This is a genomic window from Chryseobacterium sp. GTID13, from assembly GCF_056172655.1.
In genome coordinates this window covers 49,960-76,272 of record NZ_JAOCMB010000002.1, presented here as the reverse complement: position 1 = coordinate 76,272, position 26,313 = coordinate 49,960, and the positions used below count along the sequence as shown (strand labels likewise).

The 26,313-nt window shown below is 38.5% G+C and carries 20 protein-coding genes and 5 pseudogenes; 13 read left to right on the top strand and 12 right to left on the bottom strand.

Translation table 11 applies throughout. The features are described 5' to 3' along the window. Positions 1–37 precede the first annotated feature (37 nt). The 4 genes from xerD to N4G44_RS00385 form a co-directional block, all read right to left on the bottom strand. Positions 38–952, bottom strand: a complete 915-nt coding sequence (xerD, locus tag N4G44_RS00400; RefSeq protein ID WP_474924155.1) for a site-specific tyrosine recombinase XerD — start codon at positions 950–952, stop codon at positions 38–40. 9 nt (positions 953–961) lie between these two features. Further along, on the bottom strand, positions 962–1,384 hold the full coding sequence (locus tag N4G44_RS00395; RefSeq protein ID WP_048500897.1) for a deoxycytidylate deaminase: 423 nt from the start codon (positions 1,382–1,384) through the stop codon (positions 962–964). Positions 1,385–1,425: 41 nt separating this feature from the next. Next, on the bottom strand, positions 1,426–2,193 hold the full coding sequence (locus tag N4G44_RS00390) for an enoyl-CoA hydratase-related protein (protein WP_474924152.1): 768 nt from the start codon (positions 2,191–2,193) through the stop codon (positions 1,426–1,428). 103 nt (positions 2,194–2,296) lie between these two features. After that, entirely contained in the window at positions 2,297–3,784 is a 1,488-nt protein-coding gene (locus N4G44_RS00385) for a catalase (protein WP_474924150.1), read from the bottom strand. A 132-nt stretch (positions 3,785–3,916) separates the two neighbouring features. Between N4G44_RS00385 and N4G44_RS00380 the strand changes: the two genes are divergently transcribed. From N4G44_RS00380 to N4G44_RS00360, 5 genes and pseudogenes are all read left to right on the top strand, one after another. Next, on the top strand, positions 3,917–4,867 hold the full coding sequence (locus N4G44_RS00380) for a LysR substrate-binding domain-containing protein (RefSeq protein WP_048500894.1): 951 nt from the start codon (positions 3,917–3,919) through the stop codon (positions 4,865–4,867). A gap of 230 nt (positions 4,868–5,097) precedes the next feature. Continuing rightward, positions 5,098–6,378 (top strand): methionine adenosyltransferase, encoded by a 1,281-nt coding sequence (metK, locus tag N4G44_RS00375; protein WP_474924147.1) that lies wholly within the window; start codon positions 5,098–5,100, stop codon positions 6,376–6,378. An 82-nt stretch (positions 6,379–6,460) separates the two neighbouring features. Beyond that, positions 6,461–6,952: a hypothetical protein gene (locus N4G44_RS00370; RefSeq protein WP_474924144.1), complete on the top strand. Its 492-nt coding sequence runs from the start codon at positions 6,461–6,463 to the stop codon at positions 6,950–6,952. A gap of 197 nt (positions 6,953–7,149) precedes the next feature. Then, positions 7,150–7,740: an RNA polymerase sigma factor gene (locus N4G44_RS00365; protein WP_034726967.1), complete on the top strand. Its 591-nt coding sequence runs from the start codon at positions 7,150–7,152 to the stop codon at positions 7,738–7,740. Between the two features lie 203 nt (positions 7,741–7,943). Next, a pseudogene (locus tag N4G44_RS00360) lies at positions 7,944–8,638 on the top strand (YjjG family noncanonical pyrimidine nucleotidase). Positions 8,639–8,753: 115 nt separating this feature from the next. Here N4G44_RS00360 and trpS read toward each other — a convergent pair. The 7 genes and pseudogenes from trpS to ileS form a co-directional block, all read right to left on the bottom strand. Continuing rightward, a complete protein-coding gene (gene trpS, locus N4G44_RS00355; RefSeq protein WP_474924142.1) occupies positions 8,754–9,722 on the bottom strand; it encodes a tryptophan--tRNA ligase in 969 nt (322 codons plus the stop codon). A 157-nt stretch (positions 9,723–9,879) separates the two neighbouring features. Then, positions 9,880–10,524 carry a SanA/YdcF family protein gene (locus tag N4G44_RS00350; RefSeq protein ID WP_474924138.1) on the bottom strand — a complete coding sequence of 215 codons (645 nt, stop codon included), beginning with the start codon at positions 10,522–10,524 and terminating at the stop codon, positions 9,880–9,882. Between the two features lie 13 nt (positions 10,525–10,537). Continuing rightward, positions 10,538–11,175 (bottom strand): annotated as a pseudogene (locus N4G44_RS00345) (lipoprotein signal peptidase). Continuing rightward, the gene (locus N4G44_RS00340) at positions 11,175–11,360 is read right to left on the bottom strand and encodes a DUF2683 family protein (protein ID WP_040999377.1); all 186 of its coding nucleotides are present in this window, start codon (positions 11,358–11,360) and stop codon (positions 11,175–11,177) included. The pseudogene N4G44_RS00345 and the gene N4G44_RS00340 overlap by 1 nt, the downstream one beginning before the upstream one ends. Before the next feature lie 20 nt (positions 11,361–11,380). After that, positions 11,381–11,626, bottom strand: coding sequence for a DUF6576 domain-containing protein (locus N4G44_RS00335; protein WP_474924134.1), 246 nt, complete (start codon positions 11,624–11,626; stop codon positions 11,381–11,383). An 81-nt stretch (positions 11,627–11,707) separates the two neighbouring features. Further along, positions 11,708–12,088: a TraR/DksA family transcriptional regulator gene (locus tag N4G44_RS00330; protein WP_034726982.1), complete on the bottom strand. Its 381-nt coding sequence runs from the start codon at positions 12,086–12,088 to the stop codon at positions 11,708–11,710. A 59-nt stretch (positions 12,089–12,147) separates the two neighbouring features. After that, a complete protein-coding gene (gene ileS, locus N4G44_RS00325; RefSeq protein WP_474924132.1) occupies positions 12,148–15,537 on the bottom strand; it encodes an isoleucine--tRNA ligase in 3,390 nt (1,129 codons plus the stop codon). A 440-nt stretch (positions 15,538–15,977) separates the two neighbouring features. Between ileS and N4G44_RS00320 the strand changes: the two genes are divergently transcribed. The 3 genes from N4G44_RS00320 (at position 15,978) to N4G44_RS00310 (ending at position 19,992) form a co-directional block, all read left to right on the top strand. After that, on the top strand, positions 15,978–17,666 hold the full coding sequence (locus tag N4G44_RS00320; RefSeq protein WP_474924130.1) for a M23 family metallopeptidase: 1,689 nt from the start codon (positions 15,978–15,980) through the stop codon (positions 17,664–17,666). 299 nt (positions 17,667–17,965) lie between these two features. Next, a complete protein-coding gene (flxY, locus tag N4G44_RS00315) occupies positions 17,966–19,258 on the top strand; it encodes a flexirubin biosynthesis putative acyl-CoA ligase FlxY (protein WP_474924128.1) in 1,293 nt (430 codons plus the stop codon). A 128-nt stretch (positions 19,259–19,386) separates the two neighbouring features. Next, positions 19,387–19,992, top strand: a complete 606-nt coding sequence (locus N4G44_RS00310; RefSeq protein WP_474924127.1) for a hypothetical protein — start codon at positions 19,387–19,389, stop codon at positions 19,990–19,992. Between the two features lie 36 nt (positions 19,993–20,028). On the opposite strand, the pseudogene N4G44_RS00305 reads toward N4G44_RS00310, so the two are convergent. Then, positions 20,029–21,278, bottom strand: a pseudogene (locus N4G44_RS00305) (NAD(P)/FAD-dependent oxidoreductase). Positions 21,279–21,375: 97 nt separating this feature from the next. Here N4G44_RS00305 and flxA point away from each other — a divergent pair. From flxA to N4G44_RS00280, 5 genes and pseudogenes are all read left to right on the top strand, one after another. Then, positions 21,376–22,941: a flexirubin biosynthesis tyrosine ammonia-lyase FlxA gene (flxA, locus tag N4G44_RS00300; protein ID WP_474924125.1), complete on the top strand. Its 1,566-nt coding sequence runs from the start codon at positions 21,376–21,378 to the stop codon at positions 22,939–22,941. 34 nt (positions 22,942–22,975) lie between these two features. Next, positions 22,976–23,706 (top strand): annotated as a pseudogene (gene flxB, locus N4G44_RS00295) (flexirubin biosynthesis SDR family reductase FlxB). 72 nt (positions 23,707–23,778) lie between these two features. After that, positions 23,779–24,999, top strand: a complete 1,221-nt coding sequence (locus N4G44_RS00290) for a beta-ketoacyl-[acyl-carrier-protein] synthase family protein (protein WP_265132561.1) — start codon at positions 23,779–23,781, stop codon at positions 24,997–24,999. A 4-nt stretch (positions 25,000–25,003) separates the two neighbouring features. Further along, positions 25,004–25,258 carry an acyl carrier protein gene (locus tag N4G44_RS00285; protein WP_040999465.1) on the top strand — a complete coding sequence of 85 codons (255 nt, stop codon included), beginning with the start codon at positions 25,004–25,006 and terminating at the stop codon, positions 25,256–25,258. A 112-nt stretch (positions 25,259–25,370) separates the two neighbouring features. Then, positions 25,371–26,254: pseudogene (locus tag N4G44_RS00280) on the top strand (LpxL/LpxP family acyltransferase). Positions 26,255–26,313: the final 59 nt, after the last annotated feature.

Here is a 26,313-nt window from a genome sequence, read left to right as displayed (position 1 = left end):
TCTAATTAATTTTTCAAAAGTCAGATGCAACTCCGCTTCATTGAGCAATATTAATATTCCTCGGATGGTAACTCAAAATTACATCCCGAAGTTCTTCTGTCTTCAGATGGGTGTAGATCTCCGTAGTGGTAATGCTGGAGTGCCCAAGCATTTCCTGGATATAGCGAAGGTCTGCACCATTCTGTAAAAGGTGTGTTGCAAAAGAATGTCTGAAAGTGTGTGGAGATATTTTTTTGCTTACGCCTGCTTTGTCTGTAAGTTCTTTAATGATCAGAAATACGATCACTCTGGACATAGATGTGCCGCGGCTGTTCAGAAACAAAGTGTCTTCGTATTTTTTATTAATCTTATTTTTCGAACGTACTTCTTTAATGTAAGTTTCCAAAAGCTCAGCAGTATAATCAGCTAAAGGAACGAAGCGTATTTTGTTGCCTTTACCGTTTACCTTGATATACTGTTCCTTGAAATTGATGTTCGAAATTTTAAGGTCAATAAGTTCCGAGACCCGTAATCCGCATCCGTAAAGAACTTCAATAATACAGTGATTTCTCTTTCCGAGATCAGAATCTGCCTCAATGGCTGCGATGATCTTATTGATATCCGGCAGGCTTAAGGTGTCAGGAAGATATAATCCCAGTTTTGGGCCTTCAAGCAGCGAAGCAGGGTTATCTTCCCGGTACTCGTCTTCAAGAAGGAACTTGAAGAAAGCTTTTATGGAAGAAATCCATCTTGCCTGAGATCTTTCGCTGAACTTCTGTTTGGAAAGATTGAAGATATATTCCTGTAAATTTTCGTACCCGATAGAGTCCGGACCGACATTTTCCAGATCCACTTCGGCGTAATCTTTTAATTTTTTGATGTCTCGAATATAGGCATCGAGAGTGTTTTCTGAAAAATTTCTTTCGAAGCGAAGAAATATTTCAAAATCTTTGATCTTTTCATCCCAAGTCATATTTGTGCTTTATTTTTTTAGTTCACAGTCCGATATTTGTTCTATTTCAATACCATGATTTCTCAAGAACGCTATTCCATCGTCGTCTGAATACTCATTAATATACACAAGTCTTGTAATTCCTGCCTGTAAAATCAGCTTGCTGCATTCTTTGCATGGCGACAGCGTTAAATATAACGTTGCGCCTTCCGCAGACTGCGTGGAAGCGGCCAGCTTCAATATCGCATTGGCTTCCGCATGAAGTACATACCAGTGTGTTTTGCCCTCTTCATCTTCACAGCAGTTTTCAAATCCCGAAGGAGTTCCGTTGTAACCATCAGAAATAATCATCCTATCTTTTACGATAAGAGCTCCTACCTGTTTTCTCTTACAGTAGGAGAGTTTTGCCCACTCCTGGGCCATTTTTAGATAAGCTTTATCAAACTTATTCATACCGCAGCATTAGTTTTTTCGAAATAATTTGGATTAAAAATCTAGAAGTTAGGCTTTCTTTTCTCTAAAAAAGCGGAAACTCCTTCTTTCTTGTCGTTCAGTTCAAAAAGTTCCCCGAAATACTTGATCTCAGATTCAAAACCTTTATCCGTGTCAGACAAGTTAACGGCCTGTATTGCCTTTGATATAGCCATTGGTGAGTTATGGGCTATAATACTCGCTAATTCTTTTGTTTTGGTTAATAATTCTTCAATAGGGTATACTTCATTTACCAGTCCGATTTCCTTTGCTTTCTGAGCAGGAATCATCTTGGCAGAGAAGATCATTTCGTTGGCAATGCCTTTTCCTACAAGTTTAGGAAGTCTTTGCGTTCCTCCGTATCCGGGGATTAATCCCAGGGTAACTTCCGGAAGTCCCAGTTTTGCATTCTCTGATGCATATCTGATATGACACGCCATGGCAAGCTCTAAACCTCCTCCTAATGCAAAACCGTTAACGGCTGCAATAACAGGTTTAGATGTATTTTCAATTTTGTTGAACAGGGTATTGTGCCCGTTTCTGGCCAGTTCTTCGGCTTTTTCCTGTCCAAAATCACTGAATTCTTTTATATCAGCTCCCGCTACAAACGATTTTTCACCGCTTCCTGTAATGATAATTACCCTGCAGGATTCATCCGCATTAAGTTCGTCCATTGCTGAACTGATCTCCTGAATCGTTTTCGCATTTAAAGCATTTAAGCTTTGCGGGCGGTTTATGGTAACAATAGCTAATTGGTCTTCCTTCTCTAATAATATATTTTCGTAACTCATTTTTCCACTATAAAATATTATTTTTTGCAAATTATGAATTTTTTGCAAAAAAAAGGAAAAAATATTATTTTTTTTCCTTTTAATTGATGAATTGTTCAAAATACTATTTTGAGTGGTTCATCATATTTGCATCTATATTGATATTAAGCTGAGATGCCACTTTCATGCCAAGCTCAATATTAGTCCTGAAAAAGTGACATAACTGACGGTTGATAATCTCGTCTTTTTTCGGTCCGCTAATGCCTCTCATGCTTCCTACGATGTTGCTGATTAGGTGCTCTCTATCTTCAACGTTCATTGCTTTTGTATAGAGAAGCCCCGGTTGTGTGTAATGGTCATCGTCATTCTCATTTCTGTTGTAACTGGCAACATGGGCACTGTCCAGTTCATATTCATAATTCTTATAGGCCGGGTCCGGTTTGATATCATCAAAACTGTTCGGATGATAATTCGGTTTATCCTGATATCCGCTTGAGTCTGCCATAAAACCGTCTCTCTGATAGTTGTTGACAGCAAAAGGACATCGGTTCACTTCCAGCTGGTGAGCATTTACCCCAACCCTGTATCTGTGGGCATCCGGATAAGAGAACAGCCTTCCCTGAAGCATTTTATCCGGAGAAAAGCTTATTCCGTTAATCAGGCTGCTTGGCGAGAATGCAGATTGTTCCACATGGGCAAAATAATTGACCGGAACTTCATTCAGCTCCATTTCTCCCACTTCAATTAATGGGAAGTCACTTTGAAACCATACTTTGGTAATGTCAAAAGGATTCCATCTGAAATCTTTAGCCTGCTCTTCCGTCATTACCTGGATGTACATCGTCCATTTTGGGAAGTTCCCGTTTTCAATGGCGTTGCACAGGTCTTCCTGGGCGAAATCCGGGTTTTCTCCGGCCATCTTTACAGCTTCTGCATCCGTAAAGTTTTTGATTCCCTGTTTTGTTTTAAAATGGAACTTTACCCAAACTCTTTCATTCTGATCGTTGATCATGGAGAAAGTATGGGAACCGAATCCGTGCATATGTCTGTAGCCGTAAGGAGTTCCTCTGTCTGACATTAAAATAAGAACCTGGTGAAGGGATTCCGGATTATGGCTCCAGAAGTCCCACATCATCGTGGCACTTTTCAGGTTGGTTTTCGGGACTCTTTTCTGGGTGTGGATAAAATCCGGGAATTTTTTGGCATCCTTAATAAAGAATACGGGTGTATTGTTTCCTACAAGATCCCAGTTTCCGTCTTCCGTATAAAATTTCAAAGCAAAGCCCCTCGGATCTCTTGCTGTATCTGCACTTCCTTTTTCTCCGCCTACGGTAGAAAAACGGGCAAACATTCTGCATGAGTTTCCTACTTTTGAGAATAATTTAGCCTTTGTATACTTACTGATGTCATGGGTTACGGTAAATGTTCCGTATGCACCGGTTCCCTTGGCGTGTACAATTCTTTCAGGAATTCTTTCCCTGACGAAGTGTGCAAGGTTCTCCTGAAGGATAAAATCCTGCAGAAGGACAGGGCCTCTCGGACCTACGGTCTGTGAGTCCTGATGTTCAAAATAAGGAGCGCCATTGCTGAGCGTTAATTTTTTAGAATCCATATAGTTATGATTTGTATGGTTGATTTCCCGTGTAAACTGTCTTATGCAGACGTATTAAATATCAAATTTACTTGAATTTTTGATTACAAATAGCAAAAACATTTTATCTTTGTAATAGATAATATTAATCAGATGAACATTCAGCAACTGGAGTATCTTATCGCTGTAGATAAGTACAAACATTTTGGTAAAGCAGCTCAGGCATGCTTTATTACGCAGCCTACACTAAGTGCGATGATACAAAAATTTGAGGATGAACTGGATGTGAAGGTATTCGACAGAACTACACACCCGATCCGTACTACAGATGTAGGGCTTCAGATCATTGATCAGGCAAAGGTAATTATAGAATCTGTCAATGAGCTGAAAAATAAAGCCAATCTTTTGAATAATATTTTGGGAGGAACTATCAATTTAGGAATCATTCCTACTGTCTCTTCTTTCATTTTGCCAACAGAAATCTTTAAGTTTTTGGAAGAAAATCCGAAAATTCAGATGAATGTAAAAGAAATGACAACTGATAATATTATTAAAGCCTTAAAGGCAGGCGAACTGGATGCAGGAATTATTTCCACACCGTACGATTCTGCTGATGAATTCTACCAGGATTTTCTTTTCAATGAAGAACTGATGATCTACAGCTCCAATACGGAAGCCAATAAAAAGAACTCATATGTAGTTCCGGAAGAATTGAATGTAGAAAAAGTGTGGCTTCTTGAAGAAGGAAACTGCCTAAGAAACCAGTTTGAAAATATCTGTCACCTAAAAGAAAATACTTTAAAGCCGAAGAATCTGGATTTCTTAGCTTCTAATATCCAGACTTTAGTTCATATGGTGGATAAGGTAGGAGGTATCAGTATTTTACCGGAATTGGCGCTGAGCCAGCTTTCTGAGGAGCAGAAGGATAATGTTTTCAGATTCAAGAAACCTTTTCCTTACAGGGAGATCAGTATCATATATTATAAGCCGACGTTTAAGCAGAAAATTATTGATGAATTGTCACATTCCATCAAAAACTCTTTAGAGCTTAAACTTAACTATCATGCCAATCCAAAGGAGTTTGTAAGCATTAAGCCGCAATGAACTAAGAAGGCCGTAAAGTGATATAAATCATTAATTTTAAGAAAATTATAATTAGTAAGCAAAATCCTTTAGTATTAAAAAAATAGTACTTAAATTTGCGGACGTTTATTAACGAGGAAAAATTTGACCTGATTGCAACCTCTCTAAAAAAATGCTAAAACAGTATTCTTTTTCTGGGCAATTATTCTTATTTTTCTTCACTTATTTTAATCTAAAAAACAAAGAATAATATGTCTTATCTATTCACATCTGAATCTGTTTCAGAAGGACATCCGGATAAAATTGCCGATCAGATCTCCGATGCATTAATCGATCACTTCCTAGCATACGATAAAAACTCTAAGGTAGCTTGTGAAACTCTGGTAACTACAGGCCAGGTAGTGCTTGCAGGAGAGGTGAAGTCTGATGCCTACCTTGATGTGCAGACTATTGCAAGAGATGTAATCAATGGAATTGGTTATACTAAAGGAGAATATATGTTCAACGGTGATTCTTGTGGGGTAATCTCAGCCATCCATGAGCAGTCTCCGGATATCAACCAGGGGGTAGACAGAGCTGTAAACGACGGATCTTTCGAAGCTAAAGCCAATGCACAGGGTGCCGGTGACCAGGGAATGATGTTCGGATATGCAACTAATGAGACGGCTAATTATATGCCTCTTGCTCTGGACCTTGCCCACACTATCCTTAAAGAGCTTTCCGCATTAAGAAGAGAAGGTAACGAAATCGCTTACCTGCGTCCGGATGCAAAAAGCCAGGTAACTATTGAGTACTCTGATGATCATAAACCGGTAAGAATTGATTCTATTGTGGTTTCTACACAGCATGATGACTTTGGAACTGAAGAGGAAATGCTGAACAAGATTCGTGAAGACATCAAAAATATTCTTGTACCAAGAGTAGTAGCTCAACAAACTGAAGAAATCAAAGCGTTATTCAACGATCAGATCAAATACCACATCAACCCGACAGGTAAATTTGTGATCGGAGGTCCTCACGGGGATACAGGTCTTACAGGAAGAAAAATCATTGTAGATACTTACGGAGGAAAAGGAGCTCACGGTGGTGGTGCTTTCTCAGGAAAAGACCCTTCAAAAGTAGACAGAAGTGCAGCGTACGCTACTAGACACATTGCTAAAAACTTAGTGGCTGCAGGAGTGGCTGACGAAGTTTTGGTACAGGTTTCTTACGCAATCGGTGTTGCTGAGCCTTGTGGTTTATACATCAATACTTACGGAACAGCAAAAGTAGATCTTCATGACGGGGATATTGCTAAAAAGGTTTCTTCTATCTTCGATTTAAGACCTTATGCTATTGAGCAGAACCTGAAACTGAGAAACCCTATCTATCAGGAAACGGCTTCTTACGGACACATGGGGAAAGAGCATTATACAGCTAATAAAACGTTCAATAAAGGTCAGAAAAATGAAATTACCCTTACAGGACTTGAGTTCTTTACATGGGAAAAACTTGACAAAGTAGATGAAATTAAAGCCGCTTTTGGGATTTAATTTTTCTTAAGAATAATAAAACAGGCTGCTTTATCTTTGGATAAGGCAGTTTTTTTTAATTTTACACCTTAAATAATTAAAGATGATGAATTTTAGATCGGCCATTATCGTACTTTTTATATGTTTCCTGAGCATGGCGGCAAAGGCACAGTATACCATGCATAAAATGGTTACTGTGGGATATACTTACCAGAATCAGAGCTTTGGAGAAGTAGGAGGTAAGTTGCTTTTTCTGAAGAATGATGATGTGATATACAGGCTGGGCGGATCTGCGCTCATGGGTTCCGCCAATTCCAAATTTGCCATCATGCCGAAACTGCAGGCTGATGTGCTTCTTAATTTTGAAAAAAATGTAGATTTCTATCATTCCTATTACTTGCTTCTGGGGGCTGAAGGAACCAATAAATATATTGCACCGAAAATAGGAGTTACACTTTTCGGGCTTTTGGACCTTACCGGCGGGTATGCATTTCCTATCGGAGACGCCCGTTTGAACGGAAAAGAGCTGAAAGGGTTAAATGTTAATTTAACATTAAATATTCCTACTGTCTTTATTCATGATATGTTTAAGTGATGTTTGTTAAATTTTATTGTAAAAATTTAATAATAGGTTAACAGTTATTAAAAAATTATTATATTTACACCATATAATAATCGTACCGCCTATAGATTTTACTTTACTCTAAAAAACTGTTTTGTATTTACAGCGAAGGCCAGATAGAATATCTGGAGAATTGCTGGTCTGCAAATTTTTTATTATTGAGAAGAGTTATGAAATCAAAAACGGACAGCCTACTAATTTCCCTTTACCAGAAAGGAGACGAAGAAGCCTTATCAGCCCTTATTCATCGTCATCAAAGAGAACTGTTTACATTCATTTTTTACAAAATTAATGATGAAGATCTGGCCAATGATGTTTTTCAGGATACATTTATGAAGATCATTCTGATGCTGAAAGAAGGCCGGTATAACGAAGAAGGTAAATTCATTCTTTGGGCCAAAAGAATCGCACACAATCTTATCATCGATCATTTCAGACTGAAAGCAAAAAACGTGAAAGTTTCGGAAACAACTTTTGAAACAGACGAATATTCTATTTTTGATCTGATCAGAGAACCATCGGAAAATATTGAAGATCAGCTGGTAACACTGCAGATTCAGGAAGATCTTCTGAGAATGCTACAGTTTCTGCCACAAAACCAGCAGGAAGTTATCAAACTAAGGTTTTTTGACGGCCTGAGCTTCAAAGAAATCGCGGATCATACCAATATGAGTATCAATACCACATTGGGCAGAGTACGTTATGCGCTGATCAACCTGAGAAAAATCATGGACGAAAATAACATTGTATTGACACGATAGGATAATATTTTTAAAAAATTCACGTTTATAGGAAAACATACTTTCGCCTATGAAAAAAAATGATTCCTTAAAAGTGAAAACTTTGAAACCTAAGAAACAAACAATTGATTTTTTATTGAATTACTCAAAAAGTCTTGAATTGGTAAAAACCAAGAGCAAGAATTTTCCGGTTTCCAAAAATTAAAAGAGTAATTTTGTGCTGTATGAAAATTCAGCACATTTTTTTGACCTGGACAATACGCTCTGGGATCACCGTAAGAACGCTTACCTTACCATTAAGGACCTTTTTGAAAAGCAAGAAATTACTTTAAACTATAATATAGACTTTGAAGAATTTCATTCTGCTTATCATGAAATCAATGAAAGTCTCTGGGAAAAAATTAGAGATGGGATCATTGGTAAGGAGTATCTGAGAAAGCACCGTTTTTATGATACATTCAAGCGTTTCGGAGTGGATGATGAAGAGTTGTCGCAATATTTTGAAGAACATTTTCTGGACAAGATCCTTAATCACAACGAGCTGGTAGAAGGCGCGGAATACATTCTGGAATATCTTAAGTCCAAACATTATACGATGCACGTTATTTCCAACGGTTTCCAGGAAGTAACAGAAAGGAAATGCATCCTGTCCGGAATAGATAAATATTTTACAACCATTACCAGTGCCGATTCTGTTGGCGTGAGAAAACCCAATCCGGAGATTTTTGAATATTCTCTAGGACTTGCAAAAGCTGCTAAAGAGGAAAGCATCCTGATCGGTGACGACTGGATTGCGGACGTTGTAGGTGCCCAGAACTACGGAATAGATGTGATTTTCTTTGATGTTTATAAAGAAAATAAACAGGAAGAAGGTTTAAAAGTAATTACCCATCTATTGCAGATTAAAGAATATTTATAAGAGTTTCGGCGGCACCTTTGGTGCCGCCGAAACTTATTCATCAAATCGGAAGTCATAAAAATAAAATCGGCACTCATTTTAATGAATGCCGATTTTTTATTTGAATACTGAGATATTAAAGTCCAAGACTTTCTCTTACTCTTTTAATGGTTTCTGTAGCAATAATTCTCGTTTTTGTTGCTCCTTCCTGAAGTTTTGCTTCCAGTTCATCAAGATTGGTCATGTAATAAGAGAATAATTCTCTTTCTTTTTCAAATCTTACTAAAATCAGATCCAAAAGCTCTTTTTTCGCATGACCATAACCGAAGTTTCCTGCTAAATATTTCGCTCTCAATGCTTCAGTTTGTTCCGGAGTTGCAATTAATTGATAGATGGCAAATGTTTTATCTGTTTCAGGATCTTTAGGCTCTTCCAATGTTTTAGAATCGGACTCGATACTCATTACCTGCTTTTTCAGTTCCTTTTCAGGTAAGAAAATATTAATGATATTTCCCATGGATTTAGACATTTTTCGGCCATCTGTTCCGGGAACATATTTCGTGTCTTCCTGAAGTTCAGACTGAGGCAGTACGAAAACTTCTCCCATCTGATTATTAAACCTTGAAGCTACATCGCGGGCAATTTCCAGATGCTGAAGCTGATCCTTTCCTACGGGAACAATCTCTGCATCGTATAATAAAATATCTGCCGCCATTAAAATAGGATAGGTAAACAGTCCGGCGTTTACATCCTGAAGCCTGTCTGCCTTATCTTTAAATGAATGGGCCAGTGTTAATCTCTGATAAGGAAAAAAACATGATAAATGCCAAGAAAGTTCACAGGTTTCAGGGATATCACTCTGTCTGTAAAAATATGTTTTTTCTGTATCCAGTCCACAAGCAAGCCAAGCCGCAGCAATCTCGTAGGTATTTTGTTTTAAAACCTGCGCATCTTTAATCTGGGTAAGAGAGTGAAGATTTGCAATAAATAAAAATGATTCATTTCCTTCCTGCTTGGAAAGTTCAATAGCAGGAATAATCGCCCCAAGCAGATTTCCAAGATGGGGGGTTCCGGTGGCTTGAATGCCGGTAAGAATTCTTGACATTTGTTTTTTGATTTATTAAAAATTAATGAATTGCAAATTTACGAGGTTTTAGGGAATAAATTTTAGAAATTGATCATTAATGGGTGGAAATGTAAAAAGATAGTAGTATTTGGGCAAAAAAGCGAAATGGCTAATTTGCCTATTTGCTGTTTTGCCCTTATGGAATAATAATCTTTTCTCCTCCGAATTTCGGCTGTACCCCGAAAAGGAGGTCCCAGTATACCTTTGTCTTGGCCAGATACTCTCTCAGGTTGGTCTTTAAGCCTGCGTATTTATTGACATCATTGGCGTTGTATCCGAAAGCATCTATTCCGTTTTTCTTTGCCAGGAAAACCGCTCTTTCATTGTGGAATTTCTGTGAAATGATCACCAGTTTATTCTGTCCGAAAATTTCTTTGGCCCTTACCACGGAATCTAATGTGCGAAACCCGGCATGATCCATTATAATCCTGTCTTTTGGAATACCATATTTCATCAGGGTAAGCTGCATATCTTCCGGCTCATTGTAATCTTTGGTGCTGTTGTCGCCACTTACAATAATGTATCTGATCTTTCCGCTTTTATACAGGTCTATGGCAGCCTGTATCCTGTTGTAAAAATAAGCGTTGGGCATACCGTTGTTGAGGTTTTTCCCGGTCCCGAGCAGCAAGGCCACTTTGGTTTCCGGAACATCCGAAATATTGTAAGAAACAAAAGCACTGCTTTCTTTTCTGATGCTGTAGTTGGCCCAGGCTATAAAAATAATTCCCGCTACAAAAAGAAGCAGGAAAATTTTAAAAATATTTTTAATTACTTTTTTCATCCGGAATACTGTTTTAAAACTCAAGTCCGTTAGGGAAAGCTTTTTTCTGAATATTAATAATAAAGCAGCTCCTATTGTAATAGCTGAATCTGCCACATTGAAGATATATTTGAAGAATTCAATATGTTTACCTCCGATTATTGGCCAGTTGTCCGGCACATACCAGTCTACCAGAGGAAAGTGAAGCATATCTACCACGCAGCCCTTCATAAAGGCAGAATATCCCTGTCCGAAAGGAACAAATTTCGAAACACCGCCGTAACCGATCCATCGGTCGATGCTCTGGTCGTAAACCGTTCCGCTGTCGAAGATCAGTCCATAAAACATTCCGTCAATAATATTTCCGATAGCACCGGCAAAAATAATAGCCATTGGAATCAGGAGATAATTGGAAGCGCCCTGCTTCAGCCATTTTTTAAACATATATATCATCCCACCGATTAAGAAAAGCCTTAGAATCACCAGGAAATATTTTCCGATGATTCCGCCGAAATGAAGACCATAAGCCATTCCTGGGTTTTCTACGAAAGTCAATTTAAAGCCGGGAAGAACAGAAACACTGTCGTCCAGGTTGAAGTGGGTTTTGATGTAAATTTTTGAAGCCTGATCAATTAACAATACTAAAAATGTTATAGCTAAGATCTTTTTCATTACAGTCCTTTTGGTTTAGAAGGTTTCTCCGGGTTTTTCTTGTCGAAAATTTTCTTTGCCACTTTTTCTGTATGAAACGTATTTTTGGTGTGAGCCTTTTCAAATTTAATGTTCATTTCCTTTAAAACACTTTTCAGTGCGCTCAGTTCCATAGGATTCTTAGGATGTACTATGATAGATTCCATTTCTTTTCTGTTTTTATATATTACATTTTGGACAGCTCGTCAAGTCTTTTTCTGTCTTTTGCAGAGAGATCATTGATTCCGTTTTTGCCCATCTTACTCAAAAGTCGGTCGATTTCTTTTTCCCTTTCGCGTTTGTCGGAATTAAACTGATCATCAATGGTGTAGTTTTTATGCTTGTCGGGAAAGAATCTGTTTTTGATCCGCTCCCTATTGAAAAACAGTAAAACTGCAGCAATGATAATTGCTAAAATCAATACTTGGCTCATGGGTATACATTAAAAATTAGGTTTATAAAGTATCCTCGAATACGATATAAACCCAATATTATTTTTACAAACCTTTACGGCTTATTTCTGCATATTTTTCGCTTCAATGCTCAGCGTAGCATGAGGAACGGCTAAAAGTCTTTCCTTAGGAATCAGCTTTCCGGTTACTCTGCATACACCATAGGTTTTATTTTCGATTCGGATCAAAGCATTTTTAAGATCACGGACGAATTTTTCCTGACGTCCGGCCAGAATAGAGTTCTGCTCTTTGCTTAAAGTCTCTGCACCTTCTTCAAAAGCCTTGAATGTAGGAGACGTATCATCTGTACCGTTATTCTGGTCGTTGATGAAGCTTTCTCTGATCAGCTGAAGATCTCTTTCTGCTTTTTCTATTTTTTCTTTGATAATAGCCTTAAATTCCTGTAAATCAGCATCGCTGTATCTAACTCTTTCGTCTGACATATTCTTTTCTCTTTTTTAATAAAATTATGAAATGGAATTTGAAATACATTAACTATATGTTAATTTTTTTCAACATTTACCTTAAAATTAACCTCATCTATTTCGATTTCGTTAAAATTTGAAAGTGAAGATACAATTTCTATTTTATTTGACAAGACCTCTGAGGAAATATATTCCTCATTTTTCTTAACATCTTCAAGGAAAGGAGAATTCTCTTCGATGGAGATCTTAATTCTGTCTGTCAGTTCAAAGTCTTTATCTTTTCGCAGGTTCTGAATTCTGTTGATGAACTCTCTTGCGATACCCTCAGATTTTAATTCTTCAGTTAACGTCAAATCTAATGCCACAGTTGTTTTTCCGTCAGAAGTTACCGTCCATCCCGGGATATCTTTTGTAGAGATTTCCACATCATCAGGGGTGATTTCGTAACCCTGGATATCTATTTTTCCTTCTTTTTCAAGGCTTGCAATCTGTTCCGCATTCATCTCAGCAATCGCTCCGCCTACGGTTTTCATATCTTTTCCTAACTTCGGCCCAAGAGCTTTGAAGTTAGGTTTTATCTGTTTTACAATTAAATGGGATGCTTCTTCCGCATTGATCAACTGCAATTCTTTAACATTCACTTCCTGCTTGATCAGTTCTGCAACGGCCAGGATCTGCTCTTCCGTTTTGGAATCAAGAACCGGCACCAACACTTTCTGCAATGGCTGGCGAACTTTTACGTTTTCTTTCTTTCTTAAAGAGAAAACCATACTCGTGATGTTCTGTGCCAGATGCGTTTTCTCTACAAGATCCTGATCGATCAGGCTTTCATCAGCTACAGGGAAATCTGTTAAATGTACAGATTCACCTTTATCTTTTCCTGTCACCTTGTTTAAATCCTGATACAATTGATCCATAAAGAAAGGAGCAATTGGTGCAGATAATTTAGCCACTGTTTCAAGACACGTATATAAAGTCTGGTAAGCAGAGATTTTATCATCAGAATAATCTCCCTTCCAGAAACGTCTTCTGCACAGTCTTACGTACCAGTTGCTCAGGTTATCATTCACAAAGGTGCTGATGGCTCTGGCTACTCTTGTCGGTTCGTAATCTTCGTAGAATGCTTTTACTTCTTTGATTAAAAGGTTCAGCTCGGAAAGGATCCATCGGTCGATTTCCGGACGGTTTTCCACTTCTTTTTCTGTGTAGTTGAATCCATCCACATTGGCATACAATGCAAAGAATGAGTAGGTGTTGTAAAGTGTTCCGAAGAATTTTCTTCTCACCTCATCAATGCCTTCGATATCAAACTTCAGGTTTTCCCAGGGATTCGCATTCGAGATCATATACCATCTTGTGGCATCCGGTCCGTATACTGAAAGCGTTTCGAACGGGTCTACTGCATTTCCTAAACGTTTTGACATTTTCTGGCCGTTTTTATCCAGAACAAGCCCGTTACTCATCACATTTTTATAAGCAACAGAGTCAAAAACAGCTGTTCCGATCGCGTGAAGCGTATAGAACCATCCACGGGTCTGGTCGACACCTTCTGCGATAAAGTCAGCAGGGAATGCCTTGTTATTATCGATCATTTCCTTATTCTCAAAGGGATAATGCAGCTGAGCGTAAGGCATAGATCCTGAATCGAACCAAACGTCGATCAGGTCACTTTCACGGTTCATTGCTTTACCTGAATCTGAAACAAGAACGACTTTGTCCACTACATTTTTATGAAGATCAACCAGTTCATAGTTCTGCTCAGACATATTTCCGATTATAAAACCTTTGAAAGGATTTTCTTTCATGAATCCTGCAGCAACGGATTTTTCAATCTCATTGTACAACTCCTCTACAGACCCGATGATCTTTTCTTCTTTAAGATCTTCCGTTCTCCAGATTGGCAACGGAATACCCCAGTATCTTGAACGGGAAAGATTCCAGTCGTTTACATTTTCAAGCCAGTTCGCAAAACGTCCTTCTCCGGTAGCTTTCGGCTTCCAGTTGATTTCCTTGTTTAAATTAACCAGCCTGTCCTTCACAGCAGTCATTTTTACAAACCATGAATCCAGCGGATAATACAATACCGGCTTATCAGTTCTCCAGCAATGCGGATAACTGTGGACATATTTTTCAACCTTGAAGGCTTTATTTTCAGTTTTTAAAACAATTGCCAGTTCCACATCCCATGATTTCTCAGGAGCAGTTCCGTCATCGTAATACTCGTTCTTGATATATTTTCCTGAGAATACTTCAGGCACATTTTCTCCTTTGATGAATTTACCCTGCAGGTCTACAAGAGGAACAAGATTGTCATTCTCATCTTTTACCAACATTGGCGGGATTCCGTTCTCTTTTCCAACTCTCGCATCATCTGCACCAAATGTAGGAGCAATGTGAACGATACCCGTACCGTCCTCAGTCGTTACGAAATCCCCGATGATCACCCTGAAAGCTTTTTCAGGTGAATCGTTAGGAGTAAACCAAGGGATAAGCTGCTCGTACTGAGTTCCGGCAAGCTGCTCGCCGGTGAATTCTTTTATAACTTTGAAAGGAATGACTTTGCTTGCTTCAGTATAATTTGCAAAATCTTCATCAGTTCCTTCCGCATATTTCTTACCGAACACTTTAGGTAAAAGAACCCTTGCCAATACAATGGTGATAGGCTCAAATGTATATTGGTTGAATGTTTTAACCAATACATATTCAATATCTCTTCCTACTGCCAAAGCTGTGTTGGAAGGCAAAGTCCATGGAGTAGTGGTCCATGCTAAAACATGCACATCTCCATCCACCTCATTAAACAGGTCAGAAGTTTCTTTCTTTGCTTTGAACTGTGCCACCACCGTAGTATCCGAGACATCACGATACGTTCCCGGCTGGTTAAGCTCGTGGGAAGAAAGTCCTGTTCCTGCTTTTGGTGAATAGGGCTGGATTGTGTATCCTTTGTACAATAATTCTTTATCATACAATTGTTTCAGCAGCCACCAAACGGTTTCCATATATTTGGACTTGTAGGTGATATAAGGATCATCAAGGTCTACCCAGTATCCGATTTTCTCCGTAAGGTTATTCCATACGTCAGTATATCGCATTACCGCTTCACGGCAGGCCTTGTTGTAGTCTTCAATAGAGATTTTTTTGCCAATATCTTCTTTCGTAATTCCTAATTCCTTTTCTACGCCCAGTTCCACAGGAAGTCCGTGTGTATCCCAGCCCGCTTTACGGAAAACCTGCTTCCCGTTCTGCGTCTGGAAACGACAGAAAATATCCTTTAATGCTCTGGCCATAACGTGGTGAATTCCGGGCATACCGTTTGCTGAAGGCGGACCTTCATAAAAAACAAACTCGGCGTTACCCTCGCGAATCTCAACACTTTTACTGAACGTTTTATTCTGTTTCCAAAACTCCGATACATTCTCGGCTATGTCAATAAGGTTGAGGTTTTTGTATTCTTTAAATTGGCTCATTGTAAATATCTCAATATCGTTGATTAATTAAGTCTGCAAATTTAGTGATTTTTGTCGGTTTATAAGATATGTTTTATTTAGGTTATATCTATTAAAAAGTTCAATTTCAGAAATATAAATGCAGAATGAAGTTTGAAGGTGAATAGTGAAGAGTGAATAGGTGAATTTTTCTTGCGGTTTACCCTATTTTTCACGGTTGTTTTATTCAATAGGAGCGGGCTTTAGCCCGCTTTAAAAATGGAGTATATTCATCAGGCTTTAGCCAAATTTTAAATTAAAATCATGTCTTTTCATAAATGGCATATTTTTCACAGCATCATCTGGGTAAATTCGTGTAGTCTGTGGCTAAATCAAAACCCTTTCACGCGAACTTAAATCCATATTCTATTTGCTAATAATATAAAATTTTGTAAATTTCAATAGATCCCAAACCAATGCGTATGAAAAGTTTCTGTAAACTCATCTTCGTTGTTTATTTTCTAAATTATTTTGCCACATCAGCCCAGAATAATTATCCGCAAAACTATTTCAGGAGCCCGATGAATATTCCCATGCAGCTGGCTGCCAATTTTGGTGCCGTCCGTTCCAACCATTTTCATATGGGCTTGGATCTCAGAACGAACAGCCAGGAAAATTTACCGGTTGTTGCGGCGGCTGACGGTTATGTAAGCAGGATAAAAGTAGAACGCTACGGTTTTGGAAATGCGGTTTATATCACCCATCCCAATGGCTATACTACAGTTTATGCGCATCTCAATAAATATTTTGACCAGCTGGATGGATATGTAAAAGAAAGACAGTACAAAGACGAAAAATGGGAGCAGGATATCACTTTTTCTCCCGGGCAGTTTTCCGTAACTAAAGGCCAGGTTATCGCTTTAAGCGGGAATACAGGAGGTTCGGCAGGACCGCATTTACATTTTGAAATCAGGGATACTAAAACGGAAGAATGCATCAATCCTTTGCTTTTTGGCTTTAATATTCCGGACCGTGTTGTGCCTACGATTAGCGGACTTTATTGGTATGATCGCCGCTTCAGCACCTATGAGCCCGGAGCAAATGGAATTCCGGTTAAAAAGGCAGGAAATGGATATACAACAGATATTATCCAGGTTACTTCACCGGAAATAAGCTTTGCCGTTAAGGCTGTGGATAAAGCCAATCAGGGATTTAATCTTGGGATTTATCAGGCCGAACTGTTGATGGACGGTCAGCTAATCTATAGTTTTTCTATTGATAAAGTAAGCTATGACGATACCCGTTATCTTAATGGATGCATAGATTACACAAAGTTTTCAAGAGATAAAATGAGCATCCAGCATTTATCTGAATTACCGGGAATGAAACTGAAAAATTACAATTCATCCGGTAAAACAGGAATTATTCACCTTGAGGATGATAGTGTTCACAATATTGAAATTGTTTTAAAGGACGTTAACGGAAACACCAGTAAGCTGGTCACAAAAGTTCGTTATGCTGTAAATTCGCAGCAGGTAAGTCCTTCGGATCAATTGGTGAAGCCGGATGAAGCAAAAACAGTAAGTATCGAAAATGCGGCAATAAATCTTAGTAAAAATGCAGTGTATGATGCAGTGAACTTTAAAATGTATGAAAAACCGGCCTCTCATCCGGCTGCAATTTCCAATACTGTTGTTCTACAGACCCCGTACATTCCGGTTCATGATTATTTTACACTGAAAATAAAGCCCAACAGGAAATTATCAAATGAAGAAAAGAATAAACTGGTCATACTGTTTGATTACGGAAGTGATACGGATGCTGTAAAAGCAAAATGGAACGGAGACCGGGCGGAGGCAGAATTTAACAGACTCGGGACGGCAGTTCTGCTGCTGGATGAAAGTTTGCCTTCTGTTTCTGCGAACTGGAAAGAAGGAACCCTTATAAACAGCAGTTCTTTACGGTTGAAAGGAGCAGCTAAAGTGGGTGATATTGCTTCATTCCGGGCGGAACTGGACGGGAAATGGCTCCGTTTTGCCCGCGTAAAAGATGATTTTGTCTATGTTTTCGATGAAAAGTGTCCCAAAGGCTCTGGTTCACATGTCTTAAAAGTAACAACAACCAATACGGCAGGAAATACCAATACACAAACTTTTACCTTCCAACGGTAAATAATAACGGTTAGTAATTGTAAAGTTGTTTAAACTTAAAAAACCACAAAAGTCACAAAAGTTTTCATTTTAAACAATTTAGTTCACCTAAGTAAGTTTAATATGATTCAGAAGAAAAGTTCACATAAGATGAAAATCAAAGATTTTCATAAAACTTAAGTGTACTTATTATGCATAAAGCCTGGTTCCAAAAAACTTAAGTGGTTAAATATAAAAGTTTAAACAACCTCTGTTAAATCTTTTAATCATTCAATCTTTTAATTTTAAATAAATAAATTTGTCTTTTAAAAATAAAATCATTGGAATTCTATCCGGCCATCGAAAAATCAGGTATTCAGGAAATTAAAAAGTTTCAGGAGCAAAAGCTTCAGGAGCTTCTGGCTTATCTTGAGACTCATTCACCTTTTTATCAGAAATTATTCAAAGAAAATAATATCAATCCTGCAGATATCCGGACGTTGGAAGATCTGCAAAAGATTCCGACAACAACAAAGAATGATCTGCAACAGTATAATCATGATTTTTTCTGTATTTCACAAGACAAAATTGTAGATTACAGTACCACTTCAGGAACTTTGGGTGATCCGGTCACTTTTGGATTATCCGACAATGATCTTGAAAGGCTGGCCTACAACGAATCCATTTCTTTTGCCTGTGCCGGAATTCAGAAAGGAGATGTCGTTCAGATGATTACTACCATCGACAAAAGATTTATGGCAGGCCTTGCCTATTTTCTGGGATTAAGGAAAATGGGGGCAAGTGTGGTAAGAATGGGACCCAGTATTCCCGAGCTTCAGTGGGATTCTATTTTCAGATATAAGCCCAAATACCTGATCACAGTGCCGTCTTTTCTTCTGAAAATGATAGATTATGCTGAAAAGAACGGGCTGGATTATAAAAACTCAAGTGTTTATGGAGCGGTATGTATTGGGGAAAGCATCAAAAACCAGGATTTTACCGACAATATTCTTTCGCAGAAGATCAAGGAAAAATGGAATATTAAATTATTTTCAACCTATGCCTCCACGGAAATGAGTACTGCCTTTACAGAATGTGAATTCCAGAACGGCGGTCATCATCACCCGGAACTCATCATCACAGAAATCCTTGATGATAACGAAATTCCTGTTCAGGAAGGAGAAAACGGGGAGCTGACCATCACTACTTTAGGGGTAGAAGCTATTCCTTTGCTTCGCTTTAAAACCGGAGATATTGTAAAGGCTCATTATGAACCGTGCCAATGTGGAAGAAACACGATGAGGCTGGGCCCGGTTGTCGGAAGAAAACAGCAGATGATCAAATACAAAGGAACGACGCTTTATCCACCTGCTATGAATGATATTTTGAATGATTTCAATACTATTTTATGTTATCAGATTGTTATCCAGTCTAATGAAATAGGGTTGGATGAAATTATTATCAAGCTGAGCACAGAACAGGATCATGAAACTTTTGTGAATGAAGTTCGAGATCACTTCCGGGCTAAGCTAAGGGTAAGTCCTAAAATTGAGATCATAGATTTTGATATTCTGTCCAAAACAGTTTTCAACCCAAACAGCAGAAAACCCATTACCTTCATAGATTTAAGATAAAAACACATCACAAACCATGAAAAAAGTGCTGGCTCAAGGTAAATCATTACAAAGAAAAAAGTAACAGCAGTTTCAGCAGATCAATATTTATAATATATTTGAAACTTAATTTTTAGAAACTTATAACCATGAAAAAATTATTATTGCTATTATTCGTAGCAATGACGACAGTGGCTTTTGCCCAAAATCAAATCAACTTCGAATCCGGAAATTTCGATTTCTTAAAAGACCAGACCGAAGTGAATGTTCAGTTGAAGTTCGATAATGCTGTTTATCAGGAGAAAAACTTTACAGAAGCACAATATATTGAAAACAGGAAAGCAGATATTACAGCTAAAAAAAGTGAAGCAGTCTGGAAAAACTGGGAACATCAGTGGGGGCAGTTTAAAACTTCAGAATATTTGAATTATTTCTTTAAAGGAGTCAGCAGCAAATCAAAAAAAGTAACTTTTAAAAACGATGCCAAAGCAAAATATACCCTGATCATTGATGCAAAATGGATCTATGCAGGCTGGTACGGCGGAATGATCGGTTCACAGGAAGCAAAATTAACCGCTGACCTGACGTTTGTAGAGACAGATAATCCTTCAAATGTGGTGATGAGGTTACAGGCCGATAAAATCCAGGGGAAAAAGATGAATAAAGATTTTGCCTGGGAATACGGAAGAATTGCAGGAGCTTATGAAGTTACCGGTAAAAAACTCGGGGCGGAAATAAAAAAAGCACTTCAGTAAAAACAAAAACGGTCTGAAAATATTCAGACCGTTTTTTTATGATTGTTCCTGCTGTTTCTCCATTTTAATGAGGTTGGCAAGATTCTTAATAACAGTATCGTGTTTTCTTACAAAAGGATTGTCCTTATTCCAGACATAGCCGGCTAAAACTGCGCATATTTTTCTCTTTACATCTTCATTTTCAGGTCTGTGGAAAAATAACTCCTGAAGATTTCCCGTATACCATTCCTTCACATAAGTAGTGAAAACATCCACGCCATAAAGAATATAATCTGTGTACTCTTTCTGCCAGTCGATCTTCTCACCATTAAGCTGTCTTAAAGCCAATTTCGCGGCAAGCATTCCTGATTCCGTGGCAAATGCCATTCCCGATGAAAAAACAGGATCAAGGAATTCAGAAGCATTGCCGGTCAGGGCATATCCGTCCCCAAACAGCTGTTTTACCGAGCAGGAATAATCTTTCAGATGTCTTGGTTCAAAAAGAAAATCCACATTGCCAAAACGTTTTACATAATAGTCGGAAAGAGAAATGGCTTTTCTTAATGCCTCTGTCGTATCATCGTTTTCAGACAGCTTTTCAATATATTCTGTAGGCCCTACAATTCCCACACTCGTATTTCCGTTGGAAAAAGGGATTACCCAAAGCCATACTTCAGTTTCAATAATATCAAAAGAAATAAGAGTACCTTCTTCGCCTTCCTCCCTGTTAATATCTTCTACATGGGAAAAAATGGCAGAATGAGGCGACAGTTTAGAAGGCTTTTCAAGATCAAGCAACCTGGGAAGCACTCGTCCGTACCCGCTTGAATCGATCACGAACTTAGAATGGATCTCTTTCGTTTCACCATCTTTATTCCTCACCGTTGTTACAGAATCTGTACCATTGAACCGGATATCTATGACTTCTGTTTCAAACTCGAGATCAATTCCCTTGTTGATTACTTCCTGGGCAAGCGTATTATCAAAATCAGCTCTGGGAACCTGCCAGGTCCAGTCCCAGCCTTCACCGAACTTGTCGCTGAAATCAAAAATGCAGACTTCATTGCCTCTTAAAAACCGTGCTCCCAGCTTTTTTCGAAGCCCATTTTATCCAGAGCCGGAAAAAGACCTGCTTCATCAAAATGATCCATTACCCTGGGAATTAAGCTTTCGCCAACGACCAGTCTTGGGAACTTTGTCTTTTCAACAACCTTTACGTTGACATTGTTCTTCTTTAAGTATGAAGAAGATACGCATCCGGAAGGTCCAGCACCGATTACGAGAACGTCAACAAATTCTTTGCTCATCTTGATTTTTTATTTTAATAATAACTTCTATCTTTGCCGCTAAATTAGTGACAATTAATTAATATTTTACAAAATTAGCAACTATTACTTTTAATTGATGAAAATAAATAACTTTTTAGAACTGAAGGATTTTCAAAAAATTATCATTGAGAACGGAAAAATTGAACTGGACGAATCACTTTTGGATAGAGTAGAAACAAGTTTTCAGTTTTTGAAGGAATTTTCGAAAAATAAAGTAATATACGGAGTCAATACAGGTTTCGGACCAATGGCCCAGTTCAAGATCAGTGATGAAGATACCCATCAGCTTCAGTATAACCTGATCAGAAGCCACTCTTCAGGAATCGGGAACCCACTGCCTGCCCAGGAAGTAAAAGCATGTATGCTGGCCAGATTGAATACCCTTTCACTTGGAAATTCCGGAGTTCATCAGTCTGTTATTCATTTGCTTAAAGAGTTGATCAACAGAGATGTTACGCCGTTGATCTTTGAGCACGGAGGAGTAGGCGCAAGTGGCGATTTGGTACAGCTTGCCCATCTTGCTTTAGTTCTGATCGGAGAAGGCGAGGTTTTCTATAAAGGTGAAAGAAAAGCCACAAAAGAAGTTTTTGAAGCAGAAGGGTTGGAACCGATTAAAGTAGAGATCCGTGAAGGTCTGGCTTTGATGAACGGAACTTCTGTTATGTCCGGAATAGGAATTGTTAACGCATACAAAGCGAATCAGTTAACGGATATTTCCATCAGGCTTTCCTGTGCCATTAACGAGATTGTTCAGGCTTATGATGATCACCTTTCCGAAGCTTTAAACGGAACCAAAAAACATTACGGCCAGCAGAAAGTAGCAGAAAAAATGCGTAAGCATTTGGCCGACAGTAAGCTGATCAGAAAAAGAGAAGACCATCTTTATACTCATTTTGAAGAGCAGGAAAAAGTATTTAAGGAAAAAGTTCAGGAATATTATTCATTAAGATGTGTTCCTCAGATCCTGGGACCTGTTTTAGATACATTGGAATACACTGAAAATGTTCTTGAAAACGAGATCAATTCAGCCAATGACAACCCAATCATTAATGTAGAGGACAAACATGTATATCATGGCGGAAACTTCCACGGAGACTATATTTCGCTGGAAATGGATAAGCTGAAGATCGTTGTAACCAAGCTCACTATGCTGGCTGAAAGACAGCTGAATTACCTCTTAAATGCAAAGATCAACGAAATTTTGCCACCTTTCGTAAATTTAGGTAAATTAGGCTTTAATTTCGGAATGCAGGGAGTACAGTTTACAGCGACTTCTACTACTGCGGAAAGTCAGATGCTGTCGAACTCCATGTATGTTCACAGTATACCTAATAATAATGATAATCAGGATATTGTGAGCATGGGAACCAATGCTGCAGTAATCTGCCGGAAAGTGATTGAAAATGCATTTGAAGTATTGGCGATTGAAGCCATCACGATCATTCAGGCTGTTGAATACCTTGGTTTTCAGGATAAAGTGTCGTCTTCTACCAGGGAGCTGTATGACGAAATAAGAAAGATCATTCCTGCGTTCTCAGATGATATGGTAATGTACCCGTATCTGGAAGAAGTAAAGAAATATTTAAAAGGCAATGTAATTATCAGTGATAATGAATTGTCATACAGGAAGAACAGAATTTAACTTAAAAAAACTAAACCTAAATAAACACTAACACATGAAATGTGCAATTGTCACAGGCGGCTCCAGGGGAATTGGAAGAGCTGTCTGTATAAAACTGGCGGAAGAAAAAACTATCATATACTCATCAACTACGCTTCTAACGAAACCGCGGCAAAGGAAACTTTGGCTAAAGTAGAAGAGCTTGGAGCCACAGGAGAGATCCTTAAATTCGATGTGGCCAATGCTGAAGAAACCCTGAATGTTTTAACGGAATGGCAGGACAAAAAACCTGATGCCATTGTTGAAGTGATCGTAAACAATGCCGGTATTACAAGAGACGGATTATTCATGTGGATGCAGAGTGAAGACTGGAACAGTGTGATCAGCACAAGCCTTAACGGATTTTTTAATGTAACTAACTTCTTTATCCAGAAACTTCTACGTAACAAATATGGGAGAATCATCAATATGGTCTCTGTTTCCGGGGTAAAAGGAACTGCAGGACAAACAAATTATTCGGCAGCAAAAGCAGCTTTGGTAGGTGCTACAAAAGCACTGGCCCAGGAAGTTGCCAAGAGAAATATCACGGTAAATGCAGTAGCTCCCGGATTTATCAGAACAGATATGACCCAGGATTTTAATGAAAGCGAAATGAAAGCCATGATCCCTGCCAACAGATTTGGAGAGGCCGAAGAAGTGGCAGATCTTGTAGCCTTTCTGGCTTCGAGGAAAGCTTCATATATTACTGGGGAAGTAGTGAACATCAACGGGGGAATTTATTCATAAATCAGGTAGCAGATAAAAGGTCGCAGTAAAGAGCTGCCACCTGTAACCTGCCATCTAAAATCTTAATTATAAATGGAAAATAGGGTTGTAATTACCGGAATGGGAATTTATTCTTGCATCGGGACCTCTCTGGAAGAGGTCAGAGAATCCCTATATCAAGGAAAATCCGGTATTGCTTTAGTACAGGAAAGAAAAGAATTCGGGTTCAGGTCCGGTCTTACAGGAGTAGTGCCTAAGCCTGATCTTAAAAACCTGCTGAACAGACGCCAGCGTGTAAGCATGGGAGAGGAAAGCGAATATGCTTATCTTGCTACCACAGATGCCCTGAAACAGGCAGGAATAGACCAGGATTTCCTGGATGCTCACGAAGTGGGAATTTTATACGGAAACGACAGTGTTTCTCAGGCAGTTGTAGAATCTATCGACATTGCCAGGGAGAAAAAAGATACAACATTGATGGGATCCGGAGCGATCTTCAAATCAATGAACTCAACGGTAACCATGAACCTTTCAACGATTTTTAAGCTGAAAGGGATCAACCTTACCATCAGTGCAGCCTGTGCGAGCGGTTCCCATTCTTTGGGACTTGCTTACATGATGATCAAAAACGGATTCCAGGATATGATTATCTGTGGAGGAGCACAGGAAACCAACAAATATTCAATGGCGAGTTTTGACGGACTTGGCGTTTTCTCCGTAAGAGAAGATGAGCCCACAAAAGCATCCAGACCTTTTGATGCCGGAAGAGACGGCCTTATCCCAAGCGGAGGCGCCGCTAGCCTTATTGTAGAAAGCCTTGAATCTGCACAGAAAAGAGGGGCTACTATTCTTGCAGAAATTGTAGGCTATGGTTTTTCTTCAAACGGAGGGCATATCTCTACGCCAAATGTTGACGGACCGGCCTTAGCCATGGACAGAGCCCTGAAACAATCAGGATTAAAAGCGGAAGATATCGATTATATCAATGCTCATGCGACTTCTACGCCAATTGGTGATGCCAATGAAGCTAAAGCGATCCATGAAATTTTCGGAAGCGAAGTTCCTGTAAGCTCTACAAAATCTATGACCGGCCATGAATGCTGGATGGCAGGAGCAAGTGAAGTGGTATACTCCATTCTGATGATGCAGAACGATTTCATAGCTCCGAATATCAATCTGGAAAACCCTGACGATGAGGCGAAAAAGATAAATTTGGTCTCAAAAACGAAAAATCAAAAAATTGACGTATTTTTGTCGAATTCTTTCGGATTTGGGGGAACCAACTCCGCATTAATAGTTAAAAAATTTGATTAAAAACATGGAAAGGGAAAAAATTGTTGACATCGTTAATGATTTCTTAGTAAACGAATTCGAAGTGGATGGCGATGAGATCAGCAATGATGCCAACCTGAAAAAAACACTCGGGCTGGACAGTCTGGACTATATTGATATGGTCGTAGTTATTGAATCTAATTTCGGGGTGAAATTAGGCGAGGCAGATTTCAAAAAAATGGTAACATTTGATGATTTCTACACTACTATTGAAAATAAAATTGCTGAAAAAAACGCATAACTATCGATTGAACTTTATTTTTTAATAATGTAACAATAGAACAATGTACCAGTATAACAATAAACTAAGTTATTGTCATACTGGTACACTGATAAATTGGTAAACTGTACTTATGAACAAGTGGAAAGGTAAATCTAAAGGAACCATAACGGGATATAAAATATTCGTTTGGTGCATTAGAAATATCGGCATACGCAGTTCATATTTTGTCCTGTATTTTGTAGCTTCCTATTATTTTTTATTCCTTAAAAAAAGCAACCGCTACATCTTTTATTATTTTCAGAAAAGACTGGGCTATGGATATTGGAAATCAAAGGCTTCCGTCTTCAAAAGCTATTTTACCTTCGGAAAAATACTGATTGATAAAACTGCAATTTCTGCCGGCTTAAGGGAAAAATACACCTACGAATTTGATGGTGTTGAAAACCTTACCAGCCTTCTCGCTGAAAAAAAGGCGGAGTGCTTATCAGCGCCCACATCGGGAATTTTGAAATCGCAGAACATTTCTTTGCAGATATCGATTTCGACTGCCAGATCAATCTGGTGACCACAGATCAGGAAGTAACCGTAATCAAAGAATACCTGGAAAGTGTTGCCATAAAACAGAGCAATATCAAATTCATTTACGTCAAAGATGATATGTCCCATATTTTTGAGATCAATCAGGCTTTGTCCAATAATGAGCTGATCTGCTTTACAGGAGACCGTTATTTTGAAGGTTCAAAATATCTTGAAGCGGACCTTTTGGGCAAAAGTGCCAGATTTCCGGCCGGTCCTTTCCTCATTGCCTCACGACTTGGCGTTCCCGTGGTCTATGTGTATGTGATGAAAGAAAAGAATCTGCATTACCACTTATACGCAAGAGTGGCGAAAAATATTAAAAATCGTGATTCTCAGGGACTTCTCAATTCCTACGTACAGAATCTTGAAACCATGATCAGAAAATATCCGCTTCAATGGTTCAATTATTTTGATTTTTGGGATGATATTGATTAATTTTTCTAATTTTAACAACGAAAACTAATTAATAAACTCAAATCATCCGGCAATTCAGA